The organism is Rhizobium sp. GCM10022189 (assembly GCF_042656325.1).
Classification (GTDB): domain Bacteria; phylum Pseudomonadota; class Alphaproteobacteria; order Rhizobiales; family Rhizobiaceae; genus Rhizobium.
Map to the genome: position 1 here is coordinate 45,483 of NZ_JBHSOR010000039.1, position 13,369 is coordinate 58,851.

The window sequence follows — 13,369 nt, forward strand, 5'->3', positions numbered from 1 at the left end:
GCGGCGTGGCTAGCCGAAGCGTTCCCATGTTAGGCTGGATATTGCCGTCTTCCGGCAGGGAGGCGGCTGTCGAATCGGAGGGAATTTGCGTGGCGGATCAAGCGAAACAGGCGGCATCCCGCAGGGTGGCCCAGCGGGTGACATTGCGCACTGTGGCGAAATCCCTCGGTCTTTCCGTTACGACCGTCAGCCGCGCACTGAAGGATGGCCCCGAGGTCAACCGGGAGACGGTCGATCTCGTCAAGAAGGCCGCATCCGACCTCGGCTACCGGCCGAATCTCGGCGGCATCAATCTGAGAACGGGCAAGACTCATGCTGTCGGTGTCGTGATGCCGTTTCAGCGGGACGGGGAGATGAACATCGTCGTCGCCTCCCTGATCGAAGGCTTCTGCGGCGCAATCAAGCAATATGGCTATCGCACGACGGTCGCTCCGCAGTTTCAGGCTGACGACCCGCTGGCAACCGTGCGCGATCTTGTCGAGGAGGGAACTGTCGACGGCATCATCCTCACCCATACGCGGCCACAGGACGATCGCGTGAAATATCTGCTGGAGGTCGGCATGCCTTTCGTCACCTTCGGCCGCACCGAGCTGCTTAGCAAACATCCGAGCATCGATATCGACCACGAAGAGATCGGTGCCGCGGCGGCCGCGCGTCTGCTCGATGCCGGACACAAGGCGCCACTGCTCGTCGCCCCCTCCAGCCAGTTCACCTACAGCCTGCAATTCATCAAGGGCTGGACAGCCGAGTTCAACCGCCGGAACCTGACCGTTCCCGACGAACGTATGTTCTTCACCGCGACCACGCCCGACAGCGGCAAGAAGATTGCCGTCGACGCGCTTGCCAAATATCCCGATGTGACGAGCGCCTTCGTGGCAAGCGACGAGGCGGCTCTCGGCTTCGTTTCCGCGCTGGCCGATCTTGGCAGAAAGGTCGGAGAGGATTTTTCCATCCTCACTTATTCCGGCAGTCGCCTCCACGACTTCTACAATCCGCCGCTCAGCACCTACTATTTTCCGAATTTCGTCATCGGACAGCGCCTGAGCAATCTCCTCTACAGGTCGATGCAGGGCGAACCGGCATCCAGCCTGACCGAAGTCGTTCGCGCTAGTTTTGTCGAACGCCGCAGCGAATTCAGCCTCCGCTAAAAACATTGGGAATTCGCTCCCGGGGCAAGTTGTTCGTAACGTTACGAATTCCTCGATTCATGCCACGACGCCGCAGGATCATGATGATCTGAGGCGTTGACAGCCGAAGCCATGCCGTGCATTCGTAACGTTACGAATGGGCCATGGGGCGGGGTGGAGCGCTCCAGGGCAGGAAAGACACTGCGACAATGATGGGAGGACGGCGTGGGTGCTCAGACGCTATTTTTCGGTTCGCCAATCTGGACGTTCAACTGGAACCCGCCTTATGCATCGCCCTTGCGACGGCTGGCGGCTACCGGCTGCAAGGGGGTCGAGCTGACGGCATGGTCGGTCGACATGCTCGGCTATTACTCCGACGAGACGATCCGCGAACTCAAGTCGATCGCCGACGGCGAAGGACTGACGCTGACCAATTTCTTCTACAACCTGCCGTTCTCACGTGCGGAGGGCGCGCCGGTTTCGCGTGCGGATCTGGACGCCTACAAACGCGGCGTCGAGCTTGCGGCAAAGATCGGTGCGCCGATCGTGACAGGCATGACGCCCTATCCTTTCCAATCGGATATCCGACCGATATTGCAGCGGCCGACCGCCCAGGAATGGTCGGCTGTCGTAAAGCCGGAATGGGATTGGGCAGAGGAATATGAGGTTGTCGTGGAAGGCTTCGCGGCCGCCTGCGCCATCGCAGCGGATGCCGGGCTGCGTGTCGCCATCGAGCCGCATCCCTATCGCTGGGTCAGCTCCGGCCAGGGAATGTTGCGGTTGATCGAGCGTACGGGCGCTCCCAATCTCGGGCTGAATTTCGACCCCAGCCATCTCTTTCCTGCCGGCGACATGCCGCATTACGTCGTGCTGCAGCTTGCGGACCGGATCTACAACACGCATTTCTCCGACAATGAGGGGCACACCAACGCCCACTGGCGCCCCGGTCGCGGCAAGATCGACTGGAAGGCAATTTTCGCGGCGCTGCGCACCATAGGTTATTCCGGACCGATCACTCTCGAGCTCGAGGATGCGCCCGGCGCGTCGCATTGGACCCATTTCCGCGAAGCTACGCCGGAATTCGATTCCGAAATGAAACGCGGCATTTGCTACCTGCGTGAGTGCGCCGCCGAACTCGATATCACTATTGCCTGAGGAGCCAGAATGAGCGCGAACAGCCCCATGAAAGTCGGCATCGTCGGTGCCGGGAATATCAGCGCCACCTATGTCGCAATGCTGCATATGTTCGATTTCATTCGCGTGAAGTCGATCTACGACCTGTACCAGGAGCCTGCGCGCAAGCTTGCCGAGCAATTCGGCGTCCAGTCGGTGTCGCTCGATGCGATGCTCGCCGATCCGGAAATCGGCCTCATCATCAACCTCACGACACCGACCGCCCATTATTCGATCAGCAAGAAGGCGCTGCTTGCCGGCAAACACGTCTATTCAGAAAAGCCGCTCGGCGTTTCCATGGAAGAGGCCGAGGAACTGATGGCGCTCGCCCGCGCCGGTGATCTCAGGCTCGGCTGCGCCCCCGATACGTTTCTCGGCGGCGGCCATCAGCTGACGCGCCGCCTCTACGACGAGGGTCGCATCGGCACCGCCGTTTCCGCAACCGCGATGCTGCTTCTGCCCGGCCACGAACATTGGCACCCCAACCCGGCCTTCTTCTATGGCCGCGGCGGCGGGCCGATGCTTGATGTCGGTCCTTATTATGTCACCAACCTGATCGCCCTTCTCGGGCCGGTTCGCGAAGTGTTCGGCGCCGCCAAGGTCACGCGCATAGAGCGGACCGTGAAGACGGAGCCGCGATTCGGCGAGACGATCAAGGTGCTGACGCCGACGCACCTGACCGGCGTGATGGAATTCCATAGCGGCGCGACCGTCACGATCGCGACGAGTTTCGACGTCATCAAACACAAGCACAACCAGATCGAAATCTATGGTTCCAAAGGCTCGATGATAACGCCGGACCCGAACAACTTCACAGGCAAGGTCGAGATCTTCACCGAAGGTGGTGAGGCCTGGGAGGAGGTGGCAGTCGACCATCCCTATGTCGAAGGCGTTCCCGGCCATCTCGGCCTCAGGGGGCTGGGGGCTGCCGAGATGGTGGATTCGCTGCGCTCCGGCCGGCCGCATCGCGTTTCCTCGGAACTCGCATTTCACGCGCTCGAGGTGATGACGGCCTTTGAGCGGTCCGCCCAATCGAGGCGGTCGGTCGCCATCCGCAGCAGTTGCGGCCGGCCGGATCCGATCCCGAAACATCTGAAGGAAGGCAATTTCACCTGAAGTTTCCTCCCGGTCGGTCGGGCGGCGCGCGAATGCACCGCCTGCCGAGGGGAGAAGGTCTTCGGCGGGCAGACCTTATCGCTGCTTCGGCTTTGCCGCCGTTTTTCGACTTGCGCGCTTTGGAACCGGCTTCTCGGCAGCGGGGTTTGTCGACGACATCTCGGGCGTTGCGGATCGGATGTCGTTGGTGATCGATTGCGCCGCCGCAATCACGGCCTGCCGGATGTCGGCCACGCGCTTTTCGTCCACGCCTGTGACGAAGGGAACGCTGACGGCAGCAATGACCGTGTCCTGGTGATCCCTGATGGGGGCTGCGATTGCGTGCACGCCGGACATCTGCTCGCCCATGTCCCGCGCCCAGTTCTGCTTGCGGATCAGCGCCAGCTCTTCGAGCATTCGCCGGGGATCGGTAATCGTCTGGTTGGTGAAGCGCTCGAGCTTGGTCAGGCGGCGCTCGATATCTTCCTGCAGTGAAAAGGCAAGCAGGATCTTGCCGGCGGCACCTGCATGAAACGGCAGGCGCTGTCCGGCCGTCGCCGACAGTGCGTATTGGCCGTGCCCTTGGGCGGAGGCGACAACCAGAATATTGTCGCCGGATGGTACGGTCAGCTTGCTGCCCTCGCCCAGAAGCTCGGAAATCCGGTTCAGATGCGGCTGCGCAATCGCCAGGAGGTCGTAGCTCGCAACGGTCGGGGCGACATGGGCCGCAAGCGTCAGGAGACGTCGGCCGAGCGTATAACTTCCCGCCGGCGAACGATGCACGAAATCATAGGCGCTGAGCGTGTTGAGCATGCGGTACACGGTCGTCCGCGACAACTTCACGGCCTTGACGACGTCACGGATCGTCGCGCCCTCCGGTGTCCGTTCCAGGAGCGCAAACACCTCCACCATCTGCTCGATGACTGGGATGCGATATTTCTGCGCGGCGTCTTCACTAATGTCGGTCATTCAAATCCTGCCAAGCCTGTCAGGCAACGCTTCGACTTCCATAAGCAATGCGTGGAGTTCACGCAATCGCGGCTCCTTTCGATTGACTCCGGCATGAGAATACCGGTAAATTCATAAATGAACTTATATCAGTTCAAATAAGAAACGTCACGTCGATTGTTATCCGACGCGACGTTCCGGAAGCGGCGCCGGATCGGAGGTTCGGCGGGCGCTGCCTTGTGCGCGTTCAACGGAAATACGGAGGAGGATGCAATGAAGAGTGTGAAATCGATCGGGCATGTGGCCGTCAGTGTGAAGAACATCGACAGCTCGCTCGACTTCTATGTCAACAAGCTCGGTTTCGACGAAATGTTCCGGCTCGAGCGCGACGGCCGACTGTGGATCGTCTATCTCAGGATCACCGACACCCAGTTCATCGAACTGTTTCCCGAAGGCGTCGGCGACAGCGCGCCGCCCTTTGCCAATGTCGGTTACAACCATCTCTGCCTTGAGGTCGAAAATATCGACGAGGCGATTGCCGATATCACCAGCCGCGGCGTCGTTCTGACGGCCGAAAAGAAGCTCGGCGTCGACAACAATTACCAGGCCTGGATCGCGGATCCGGAAGGCAACCGGATCGAACTGATGCAGCTTGGCGCAGGCGCCATGCAGACGGCCGCCGTTCGCCGCATCAAGGGGCTGGTCTGAGCCATGGATCTTTTCAAACATCTCGGCCACATCGCCGTGCGCGTCAATGACCTCGACAAGTCCCTGGCGTTTTACCAGAAACTCGGCTTTCGCGAGATGACGCGGCTGCTCAACGATCAGGGAGAGGCGTGGATCGTCTATCTGCGCATCAACGACGACCAATATCTCGAACTCTTCCCGAAGGGCGTGAAGCGGCCGGAAACTGCGCCCGATACGATCGGCATCTTCCATATCTGCCTCACCGTCGAAGATATCGACAAGACGTTCGAAGAGCTCGCGAAGGTCGGCATCCAGCCGAGCAAGCCAAGGCCGACCAAAATCGGCATCGACGGCAATCGCGGCGCATGGATCGAAGATCCCGACGGCACGCAGATCGAGGTCATGGAAATGGCGCCGGATTGCATTCAGCTGCAGGCCATCAGAAGATTGCATGCAGAATCAGTCTGATTGGACTGTTTTTCTCCGTATCACGGATTGATGAGAAAACCCGGCAGTGATTTGCCGGGTTTTGTGTTTGGTGGTCCTTAGAAGATCTGGTCGTAGGCGTCCTGCATCGCCTGCACGAACTCGTCTTCGGTCCGCTTCGGATCGCTCCAATATTTGTCGGCCTCCTGCCAGATGGTGCGATACCAGTCGGCATCGGCCGTATTGAAGGGGTTGGAGACCTGCTTCGTCGGATCCTTCAACGTATCGAGGACAAGCTTGTTGCAGGCGTCGAGATTGGTCGTATCGGCATCGGTACGGACGGGGCTCGCGCCCTTCTTCAAGACGAATTCGGCATTGAGCTTCGGGTCGACATCGAGCTTGGCGAAGTCTTCCTGGGCTTTCGCGGTGTCGGCATTGTTGGTGTTGAGGAAACCCCAGGAATCGACGGTGACGACGACCGCCTTGGTGCCGGGAATGTTCATGCAGTCGAAATCCTCGCCGAGCTTCTTCTGGGCGGCCAGGAACTCGCCCTTCATCCAGTCGCCGTGGATCTGCAGCAGGGCCTTGCCGGTAATGACCAGATTGGTCGTGTCGTTCCACTGGCGGTTGGGCGAGCCGGGATCGGTGTGTTCGGCGATCTGGCGGAAGCGCTTCAGCGCCGCCCGCATTTCCGGCGTATCGATCACGGTGCGGTCGGGCTTTTCACCGTAGAAACGGTTGTAGATATCGGGGCCTTCCTCGGAGGCGATCAGCGCCTGCAGCAGATAGGCTTTCTGGAACTGGTCGCCGCCCTGGGCGATCGGGATGTAGCCGGCAGCCTTGACCTTGTCGAAGGCCGCGAAGAGGTCGTCGAGCGATTTCCACGATTTGGGATCGACGCCGGCCGCTTCGGCGACATGTTTGTTGTAATAGACCATCCCGTCGATATGCACCGTCGCCGGCGCCTTCATGATCTCGCCGTCGACGGTGATGTTTTTCAGAACCGAGGGCGGAAAATTCTTCGTGGCGCCAATGCTGTCGAACAGCTTGGTGAGCGGCACGCCGAGGCCCTGCTTGTTCAGATCCCGATAGATGCCGGGATCGGAATTCATGAAGATTGCCGGCGGATTGCCGCCGGTGATCATGTTCATCAGGCTGACATTGGCGCCGGAATCGTGGGCGATGGACAAGTCTTTCCACTGGTGCCCGTCCTTTGCCCAGGCATCGCGGAGAACGCCGAGCGCCGCGATTTCGGATGGCTTGGACCAGGTGTGGTAGACGACGACCTCATCTGCCCATGCGTTGGCGGCAAGCGTGGTCGCGGCCAGCAGAAGCGATAGTCTCTTCAGCGATTTCCATTTCGTCATGCAGCATTCCTCCCTGTTAAATCTGGTCACATCTTTCTGATTACAGGCGCTGGCCGGTCGGTGCGTCGAACACGTTCAACTTGGTGAGCGGCAGATAGACGGGCAAAGCCGGCTGGCTGCGGTAGCGGTTGGCGTCACGCCCATCGATGCGCACGGCGACGCTCTTTCCCGACATGGTCAGGAAGGCAAAGGCGTCGGGTCCGGATTTTTCGAAATATTCGACCGGGCAGTCGAAGCGGACGGTATTGCCGGCATCCTGACGCTCCTCGATCAGAAGTTCCTCGGCGCGGAAACCGATCTTGACGGGCTTGCCTTCGTCCGCCTTCGCCTTCCACTTATATTCGCCGAGATTGATGCGGATGCCGTCCCTTTCATCCACGGCGACGAGATCGCCACCGTCACGCCTGATCGTGCAGTCGAGCAGGTTCATCGCCGGAGAGCCGACAAAATCGGCGACGAAAAGATTGGCGGGTTCGTTGTAGATTTCGTCCGGCGTGCCGAATTGCTGGATGACGCCCTTGTTCATCACCGCGATCTTGGTCGCCATGGTCATTGCCTCGACCTGGTCGTGCGTGACGTAGACGACGGTATTCCTGAGCTGGTTATGGAGCTTCTTGATCTCCATGCGCATTTCGTTGCGCAGCTTGGCATCGAGGTTCGAAAGCGGCTCGTCGAACAGGCACACACCATATTGTTTCACCAGCGCCCGGCCGATCGCCACGCGCTGGCGCTGGCCACCGGAAAGCTGCGACGGCTTGCGGTCAAGCAGATGCTCGATCTGCAGCAGTTTGGCGGCCCAGGCGATCCGCCTGTCCGCCTCCTCCCGCGAAATGCCGCGGGAAGACAGTCCGAAATTCATGTTCCCGCGCACCGTCTTGGTGGGATAGAGCGCATAGGACTGGAAGACCATGGCAAGGCCGCGGTCCTTGGGGTCGAGGTAGCTGACATCCCGTTCGTCGATAAGGATTTCGCCGTCATCGATTTCCAGCAGACCGGCCAGGAGATTGAGAAGTGTCGTCTTGCCGCAGCCGGACGGTCCGAGCAGCACCAGAAACTCACCGTCGCCGATGCTGAGGTTCAGGTTCTCGATGACCGTCAGCGCGCCGAACTTCTTCACGATATTGTTGAATGCAATGGAAGGCATGCCTCTATCCCTTGATGGCGCCGGCAGTGATGCCCTGCACGAAGAACCTGCCGAGAACGAAGTAGATGACGAGCGGCGGCAGAGCGGTGAGCAGCGCCGAGGCCATGTCGACCGCATAGTTCTTGGCGCCGGTCGTCGTGACCGTGATGTTGTTGAGCACGACCGTCATCGGCTGCGTGTCCTGCGCGCCGAAGGTGAGGCCCACCAGAAAGTCGTTCCAGATGCCCGTAATCATCAGGATCAGCACGACAATCATGATATTGCCGGACATCGGCAGGACGATTTCGAAGAAGATCCGCCAGAAGGAACCGGAATCGATCATCGCGGCGGCAATGATCTGCGGCGGCATGCCCCGGAAATAATTGCGGAAAATCAATGTCAGGAACGGCATCGACAAGACGCTGTGAATGACGGCAATGCCGAATGTCGTGCCGTAGATATGCAGCGCTCCGGTAATCTTGATCAGCGGATACATGATGATCTGGAACGGCACGAAGGCGCAGATGAAAAGCACGAACAGGAAGCCGTTCGCCCATTTGACGTTCCAGAGCGCCAGCCCGTAGCCGGTCACGATCGACAGCGAGATGGTCAGAATGAGGCTCGGGGCGAGAATGTAGAGCGAGTTGATGAAGCCGACGCGCACACCGTTGCAGTTCATGCCCGAACAGGCCTGCATCCAGGCATAGGACCAGGCCTCGGTCGTCCAGGGCGAGGGCAGGGAGAAGATCTGCCCCTCGCGGATCTGGTCCATCGTCTTGAAGGATGTGACGACGATGACATAGAGCGGCACTGCGAAGAAGGCGGCGGCCATCAACAGGAAAACGAAGATCACCACCCGGCTCGGACGGATCAGCGGGCGCCGGCGCACTTTCGTCTCGCGGCCGGATTGCGATGTGGCGGATATCGCCGTCATGCTTCCCTCCTTTGCCGGATGGCGGTGATGATGACGAGCGGCAGGAAGAGCAGGAGCGTCGTCAAAAGCATGACGGTCGCACCTGCCGAGGCGAAGCCGAGATTCTGCTTCTGCCAATAGGCGTCGATGACGAAATAGGCCGGCATGACCGATGCGCCGCCCGGTCCGCCATTGGTCATGGCGACGATGATGTCGTAGGCCTTCACCACGCCGATGCAGAGCAGGATGATGCAGGTCAGGAAGGTGAGTTTCATCATGGGAATGATGACCTCGATATAGAGCCGCCAGAAGGGAACGCCATCAAGGCGCGCAGCCTGCCAGATCTCGGTATTGATCGACTTCAACCCGGCGAGCATCAGGGCCATGAAGAAACCGGTCGATTGCCAGACGGCTGCCAGAATGACACCGAACATGACCGTATCCTGGCTCGCAAGCCAGTTGAAGGAAGCGCTTTCCCAGCCCATCGAGTGCAGCACGTTCTCGACGCCGAGCCCCGGATTGAAGAGCCAGCGCCAGACAAGACCGGTGACAATCAGCGAGACAGCGAGCGGGTAGAGAAAAACGGTGCGGAAGACGCCCTCGCCATGCACCTCCTTGTCGATCAGCGCGGCGAGAATGAAGCCCGTAACGATCGACAGCAGGCTGCCCACGGCAAAGATGACGAGGTTCTGCAACGACAGGATCCAGGACGGATCGTGAAAAAGCCGCCAGTACTGCTTCCAGCCGACCAGTTCATAGTCGGGAAAGCGTCTGGATGCCGTGAAGGAGAGATAGACGGTCCAGCCTATCGCTCCAATGAAAAAGACAAGCGTCAGCAACGCCGCGGGCGCAACGGCCAGATGCGGGGTGACGCGGCTCCATCGGATTCCCATGAGCCTCCTCCTCAGGTCGCCGGCGTTCCGCTCCTCCGGTGCGCCGTGACCTGTTTCTTATATGAACAATATCTAGTTCATAACAGACCAACTATAGGAATCAAAAAATCGCGATGTCAAATGACAATTGGCTGCGACCGCTCCAGTTATTCGCGCTGAGGTTGGGTTGCCGGAACGAAGCGGGTCAATCGAAGAATGCCTGATCGTCTTCCGTCAGATACGGCTTTGCCCTTTCGGGCACGAGATCGACACCCATGCCGGGTCGGTCGATCACATCGACAAAGCCATTCTTGACGATCGTCTTCGGCAGCCCCTCGACGATGTCGTACCACCAGTCCGGATCACCGGTCGTGTATTCGAAGGCGATGAAATTGTGGGGCAGGGTGGCGCAAACCTGGATCAGCGCCGCAAGGCCGAGCAGCCCGTTGGCCGTTCCATGCGGCGCTATCATGATCGAGTGAAGGTCGGCATATTCGGCGATCCATTTCAGTTCGGCGATGCCGCCGACATCGGCCGGGTCGGGGCCGACGACATTGACTGCATGGCCCTCGATCAGTTCCTTGAAATTCTGGCGCAGGTAGATCTGTTCGCCGGTATGGATCGGTGTCGTGCTGGCACGTGTGAGTTCGCGATAGACGCCGGCATTGACCCAGGGCGTATAGTCGCCGGACAGCAGGTCCTCGATCCACAGCACATGGTAGGGCTCCAGCATGCGGGCAAGGCGGATTGCATCCGGCAGCATCCAGCCTGGGCCGCAATCGAGCGCAAGACCGATCCTGTCGCCCGCGACTTCCTTCATCGCGGCGACGCAATCAACCAGGTGCCGCAGGCCTTTTTCGGTGATCGGGCCGCGATCGAGCGCGCCATGGAAGGGGCTGGCATTGGGTTCGCCATAGTAGAAATCCGGGATGCGCTTCATCGGCGAATGAAAGCCGATCGGCTGTTTGATGATGGTGAAGCCTTCCGGCAGATCCATCATCTTCTTCAGATCGTCGGCCATGTGCTCCGGTTGGTAACCGCTCACCGGAAAGCGAATGGAGCCGTTATAAACACGGATGCGATCGCGTACGCGCCCGCCGAGCAGTTTGTGCACCGGCAGGTTCGCGGCCTTGCCCGCTACATCCCAGAGCGCCATCTCGATAACGCTGACGGCGGAGCCCCAGGGCTTGAAACTGCCGCGCTGGCGGATCTTCAGCATCACGCGCTCGACATTGGTCGGATCCTCGCCGATCAGCGCTTCGCGGAAGGCCAGGATATGCGGCTTGAGATAGGGCTTCCATGTCTCGGCCTGACCGTAGCCGGAAATGCCCTCGTCGGTGACGATGCGCACAATCGGGCTCTTGCCGATGACGGCGCATTTGAGGTCGACGATCTTCATATCCGCTCCTCCCTGTATCGGTTTTATCGGATGTCCGCGCCTGGGCGCCCATCGGCCCTCAAGAGCGATTGACAAGACTCCGATCCTTCCATTACCATTCATTAGAGAACTTTGAAAGTTCAAATAGGAAACAATCGGGGAGCGACTGTTTCTTAACGTGCTTGCAGGAGTGGGCTTAGCTGGAGGAGGCAGGCCATGGTTACGCAGCATGCAGAGGTCGCGGGCAGGGCCGAGCGATTCAAGAAGCTCTATACGGCTGCAGTCTACGACATTCTGGACGAGATGGGACTGCCCAATCAATGTATCGATCTCGGCGTTCATGCGCTCGACCGATCGATGCGCATTGCCGGTCCTGCCTTTACGGTCGCCGTGACTGCCGACATGCGCAGTGACGAAGAATATGATCTCGAGGAGGTCAAAACCTTCACCTTTTTCCGCCGCATGTATCCAGGTTGCGTCGTGCTGGTCTCGGCGGCTGGCGAGCGCAAGGCCGGCCATTGGGGCGAACTGATGAGCACTGCTTCCAAGGCACGAGGCGCGGCTGGCGTCGTTGTTGACGGTGGAATCCGCGATGGCAATATCCTCCTGGGAATGGAGGACTGGCCGGTCTTTACCCGCTATCTTTCCCCGATCGAGTCACGGGGGCGCACGCGTATCAGCGGTATCGAAGTCCCGGTTGCCGTGACCGGCACGCTGACCTCGCAGATCAGGGTCAATCCGGGCGATTGGCTGTTTGGCGACATGGATGGCGTGATGGTCATTCCCGCCGACAAGGTTGAAGCCGTTCTGATACGCGCCGAAGAGGTTCTGACGATCGAGAACCGCTCGCGCGATGAAATCCGTGCCGGCGGCGATGTTGCCGATATCTACGCGAAATACGGACGGCTTTGATCCGTTCGCCGCTAGAACAGTCGTCAAGCGGCTTGCGAGACCCGCGGCCGGGAGGAAACCATGAAAATTACGGCGCAGAAGGTCTTCGTCGCCAATGTTTCGCGGACCAACTTCGTCTTCGTGAAGCTCTACACGGACGAGGGGCTGGAGGGCGTCGGCGAGGCGACGCTCGAATGGAAGACCAAAACGGTCGTCTCCGCCCTGGAGGAACTGGAGCGGGTGTTGATCGGGCGCGATCCGTTTGCCGTCGATGCCATCGTCGAGCAATTGCATCGCGATTCCTACTGGCGGACCGGCGCGGTCTTTCGCACCGCGCTCGGCGCAATCGAGGCGGCGCTTCTCGATATCAAGGGCAAGGCGCTCGGCGTGCCGGCCTTCGAACTTCTCGGCGGCAAATATCGCGACCGGGTCGAATGCTATGCCAATCACTGGTTCTTCGGTGCGGCGACGCCGGAACAATATGCCGAGAAGGCCCGCGCGGCGGTCGCCATGGGATACCGCGCCCTCAAATGGGACCCCTTCGATGTCGCCGATCTCGAAATGAACGGCAAGCAGCGACGCCAGACGATCGATATCGTGGCCGCGGTGCGCGATGCGGTCGGGCCGGACGTGGACCTGATGCTCGACGTGCATGGCCGGCTGAACGTGCCGACGGCGATTGCCATGTGCCGCGAACTCGCGCGGTTCGATCTACGCTGGATCGAGGAGCCGACGCCGCCGGAAAGCATCGATGCGCTTGCCGAGGTGCGCGCGGCAAGCGCCGTGCCGATCGCCGCTGGTGAACGCTGGTACGAACCTACGCGCTTCCTCGAGGCGCTGGCCAAGAAGGCGGTGGATGTGTTGCAGCCGGATGTCTCCCATGCCGGCGGCCTCGCGGAGACGAAGCGCATTGCGCATATGGCGCATTATCATCTCATTCCGGTTGCCCCGCACAATCCGGTCGGACCCGTCATGAATGCGATGACCCTGCACATGTCGGTGGCGATACCGAATTTCTCGGTGTTTGAAACCGTCTCGATCGACGTGCCCTGGCGCAAGGAACTGGTTCGCGAGACGCTGCAATTCGACAACGGCGCAATTCTTGCGCCAACGGCGCCAGGGTTGGGCGTCGAACTGAATGAGGAAGCCTGCGCGCGCTATCCCTATGCACCATACGATGTGCCGCTGTTCGACGGCAGCATGAGCACGAGCGGTGTCGCAACGGGAGCTGCAACCTTCGGGCAGGCCGAGGAGGGCGGGCGCGATTGACAGCTAGTGCTCTGCGCCAAAAAGTTATATAGTGAAACGTCATCAGTTCATATTTGAATAGTCCGGTATCTGCGTAGGTCGCATGAAAGTGTGGCCTGGT

The 13,369-nt window shown here is 59.9% G+C and carries 13 protein-coding genes; 7 read left to right on the plus strand and 6 right to left on the minus strand.

The genetic code is table 11. The annotated features are described in order from the left end of the window. Positions 1–89 precede the first annotated feature (89 nt). The 3 genes from ACFPWW_RS15265 (at position 90) to ACFPWW_RS15275 (ending at position 3,416) form a co-directional block, all read left to right on the plus strand. The gene (locus ACFPWW_RS15265) at positions 90–1,148 is read left to right on the plus strand and encodes a substrate-binding domain-containing protein (protein WP_112755651.1); all 1,059 of its coding nucleotides are present in this window, start codon (positions 90–92) and stop codon (positions 1,146–1,148) included. 204 nt (positions 1,149–1,352) lie between these two features. After that, entirely contained in the window at positions 1,353–2,282 is a 930-nt protein-coding gene (locus tag ACFPWW_RS15270; protein ID WP_377312381.1) for a sugar phosphate isomerase/epimerase family protein, read from the plus strand. A 9-nt stretch (positions 2,283–2,291) separates the two neighbouring features. Continuing rightward, positions 2,292–3,416 carry a Gfo/Idh/MocA family protein gene (locus tag ACFPWW_RS15275; RefSeq protein ID WP_377312382.1) on the plus strand — a complete coding sequence of 375 codons (1,125 nt, stop codon included), beginning with the start codon at positions 2,292–2,294 and terminating at the stop codon, positions 3,414–3,416. A 75-nt stretch (positions 3,417–3,491) separates the two neighbouring features. On the opposite strand, the gene ACFPWW_RS15280 is transcribed toward ACFPWW_RS15275, so the two are convergent. Continuing rightward, entirely contained in the window at positions 3,492–4,364 is an 873-nt protein-coding gene (locus ACFPWW_RS15280; RefSeq protein WP_377312383.1) for an IclR family transcriptional regulator, read from the minus strand. Positions 4,365–4,616: 252 nt separating this feature from the next. Here ACFPWW_RS15280 and ACFPWW_RS15285 point away from each other — a divergent pair, with 252 nt between their 5' ends. Further along, positions 4,617–5,051, plus strand: a complete 435-nt coding sequence (locus ACFPWW_RS15285; protein WP_112564259.1) for a VOC family protein — start codon at positions 4,617–4,619, stop codon at positions 5,049–5,051. A gap of 3 nt (positions 5,052–5,054) precedes the next feature. Beyond that, a complete protein-coding gene (locus ACFPWW_RS15290) occupies positions 5,055–5,498 on the plus strand; it encodes a VOC family protein (RefSeq protein ID WP_377312384.1) in 444 nt (147 codons plus the stop codon). A gap of 77 nt (positions 5,499–5,575) precedes the next feature. Here ACFPWW_RS15290 and ACFPWW_RS15295 read toward each other — a convergent pair whose 3' ends face one another. From ACFPWW_RS15295 to ACFPWW_RS15315, 5 genes are all read right to left on the minus strand, one after another. Continuing rightward, complete coding sequence (locus tag ACFPWW_RS15295; RefSeq protein ID WP_112564264.1) at positions 5,576–6,823, minus strand: ABC transporter substrate-binding protein; 1,248 nt, start codon at positions 6,821–6,823, stop codon at positions 5,576–5,578. Between the two features lie 40 nt (positions 6,824–6,863). Continuing rightward, complete coding sequence (locus tag ACFPWW_RS15300; RefSeq protein ID WP_377312385.1) at positions 6,864–7,967, minus strand: ABC transporter ATP-binding protein; 1,104 nt, start codon at positions 7,965–7,967, stop codon at positions 6,864–6,866. 4 nt (positions 7,968–7,971) lie between these two features. Beyond that, a complete protein-coding gene (locus ACFPWW_RS15305) occupies positions 7,972–8,880 on the minus strand; it encodes a carbohydrate ABC transporter permease (RefSeq protein WP_377312386.1) in 909 nt (302 codons plus the stop codon). Continuing rightward, entirely contained in the window at positions 8,877–9,752 is an 876-nt protein-coding gene (locus ACFPWW_RS15310; protein WP_377312387.1) for a carbohydrate ABC transporter permease, read from the minus strand. The genes ACFPWW_RS15305 and ACFPWW_RS15310 overlap by 4 nt, the downstream gene beginning before the upstream one ends. 184 nt (positions 9,753–9,936) lie before the next feature. Beyond that, positions 9,937–11,130 carry a mandelate racemase/muconate lactonizing enzyme family protein gene (locus ACFPWW_RS15315; protein ID WP_377312388.1) on the minus strand — a complete coding sequence of 398 codons (1,194 nt, stop codon included), beginning with the start codon at positions 11,128–11,130 and terminating at the stop codon, positions 9,937–9,939. A 195-nt stretch (positions 11,131–11,325) separates the two neighbouring features. Between ACFPWW_RS15315 and ACFPWW_RS15320 the strand changes: the two genes are divergently transcribed. Both ACFPWW_RS15320 and ACFPWW_RS15325 read left to right on the plus strand, forming a co-directional pair. Further along, positions 11,326–12,021 carry an RraA family protein gene (locus tag ACFPWW_RS15320; RefSeq protein ID WP_377312389.1) on the plus strand — a complete coding sequence of 232 codons (696 nt, stop codon included), beginning with the start codon at positions 11,326–11,328 and terminating at the stop codon, positions 12,019–12,021. 60 nt (positions 12,022–12,081) lie between these two features. Further along, positions 12,082–13,269 carry a mandelate racemase/muconate lactonizing enzyme family protein gene (locus ACFPWW_RS15325; RefSeq protein ID WP_377312390.1) on the plus strand — a complete coding sequence of 396 codons (1,188 nt, stop codon included), beginning with the start codon at positions 12,082–12,084 and terminating at the stop codon, positions 13,267–13,269. Positions 13,270–13,369 lie beyond the last annotated feature (100 nt).

What these genes read in the sequence shown, in the direction of transcription:
- ACFPWW_RS15305 (WP_377312386.1), bottom strand. Translation starts at nt 8,880, where the DNA reads ATGACGGCGATATCCGCCACATCGCAATCCGGCCGCGAGACGAAAGTG.
- ACFPWW_RS15315 (WP_377312388.1), bottom strand. Translation starts at nt 11,130, where the DNA reads ATGAAGATCGTCGACCTCAAATGCGCCGTCATCGGCAAGAGCCCGATT.
- ACFPWW_RS15275 (WP_377312382.1), top strand. Translation starts at nt 2,292, where the DNA reads ATGAGCGCGAACAGCCCCATGAAAGTCGGCATCGTCGGTGCCGGGAAT.
- ACFPWW_RS15285 (WP_112564259.1), top strand. Translation starts at nt 4,617, where the DNA reads ATGAAGAGTGTGAAATCGATCGGGCATGTGGCCGTCAGTGTGAAGAAC.
- ACFPWW_RS15290 (WP_377312384.1), top strand. Translation starts at nt 5,055, where the DNA reads ATGGATCTTTTCAAACATCTCGGCCACATCGCCGTGCGCGTCAATGAC.
- ACFPWW_RS15325 (WP_377312390.1), top strand. Translation starts at nt 12,082, where the DNA reads ATGAAAATTACGGCGCAGAAGGTCTTCGTCGCCAATGTTTCGCGGACC.
- ACFPWW_RS15310 (WP_377312387.1), bottom strand. Translation starts at nt 9,752, where the DNA reads ATGGGAATCCGATGGAGCCGCGTCACCCCGCATCTGGCCGTTGCGCCC.
- ACFPWW_RS15300 (WP_377312385.1), bottom strand. Translation starts at nt 7,967, where the DNA reads ATGCCTTCCATTGCATTCAACAATATCGTGAAGAAGTTCGGCGCGCTG.
- ACFPWW_RS15320 (WP_377312389.1), top strand. Translation starts at nt 11,326, where the DNA reads ATGGTTACGCAGCATGCAGAGGTCGCGGGCAGGGCCGAGCGATTCAAG.
- ACFPWW_RS15280 (WP_377312383.1), bottom strand. Translation starts at nt 4,364, where the DNA reads ATGACCGACATTAGTGAAGACGCCGCGCAGAAATATCGCATCCCAGTC.
- ACFPWW_RS15295 (WP_112564264.1), bottom strand. Translation starts at nt 6,823, where the DNA reads ATGACGAAATGGAAATCGCTGAAGAGACTATCGCTTCTGCTGGCCGCG.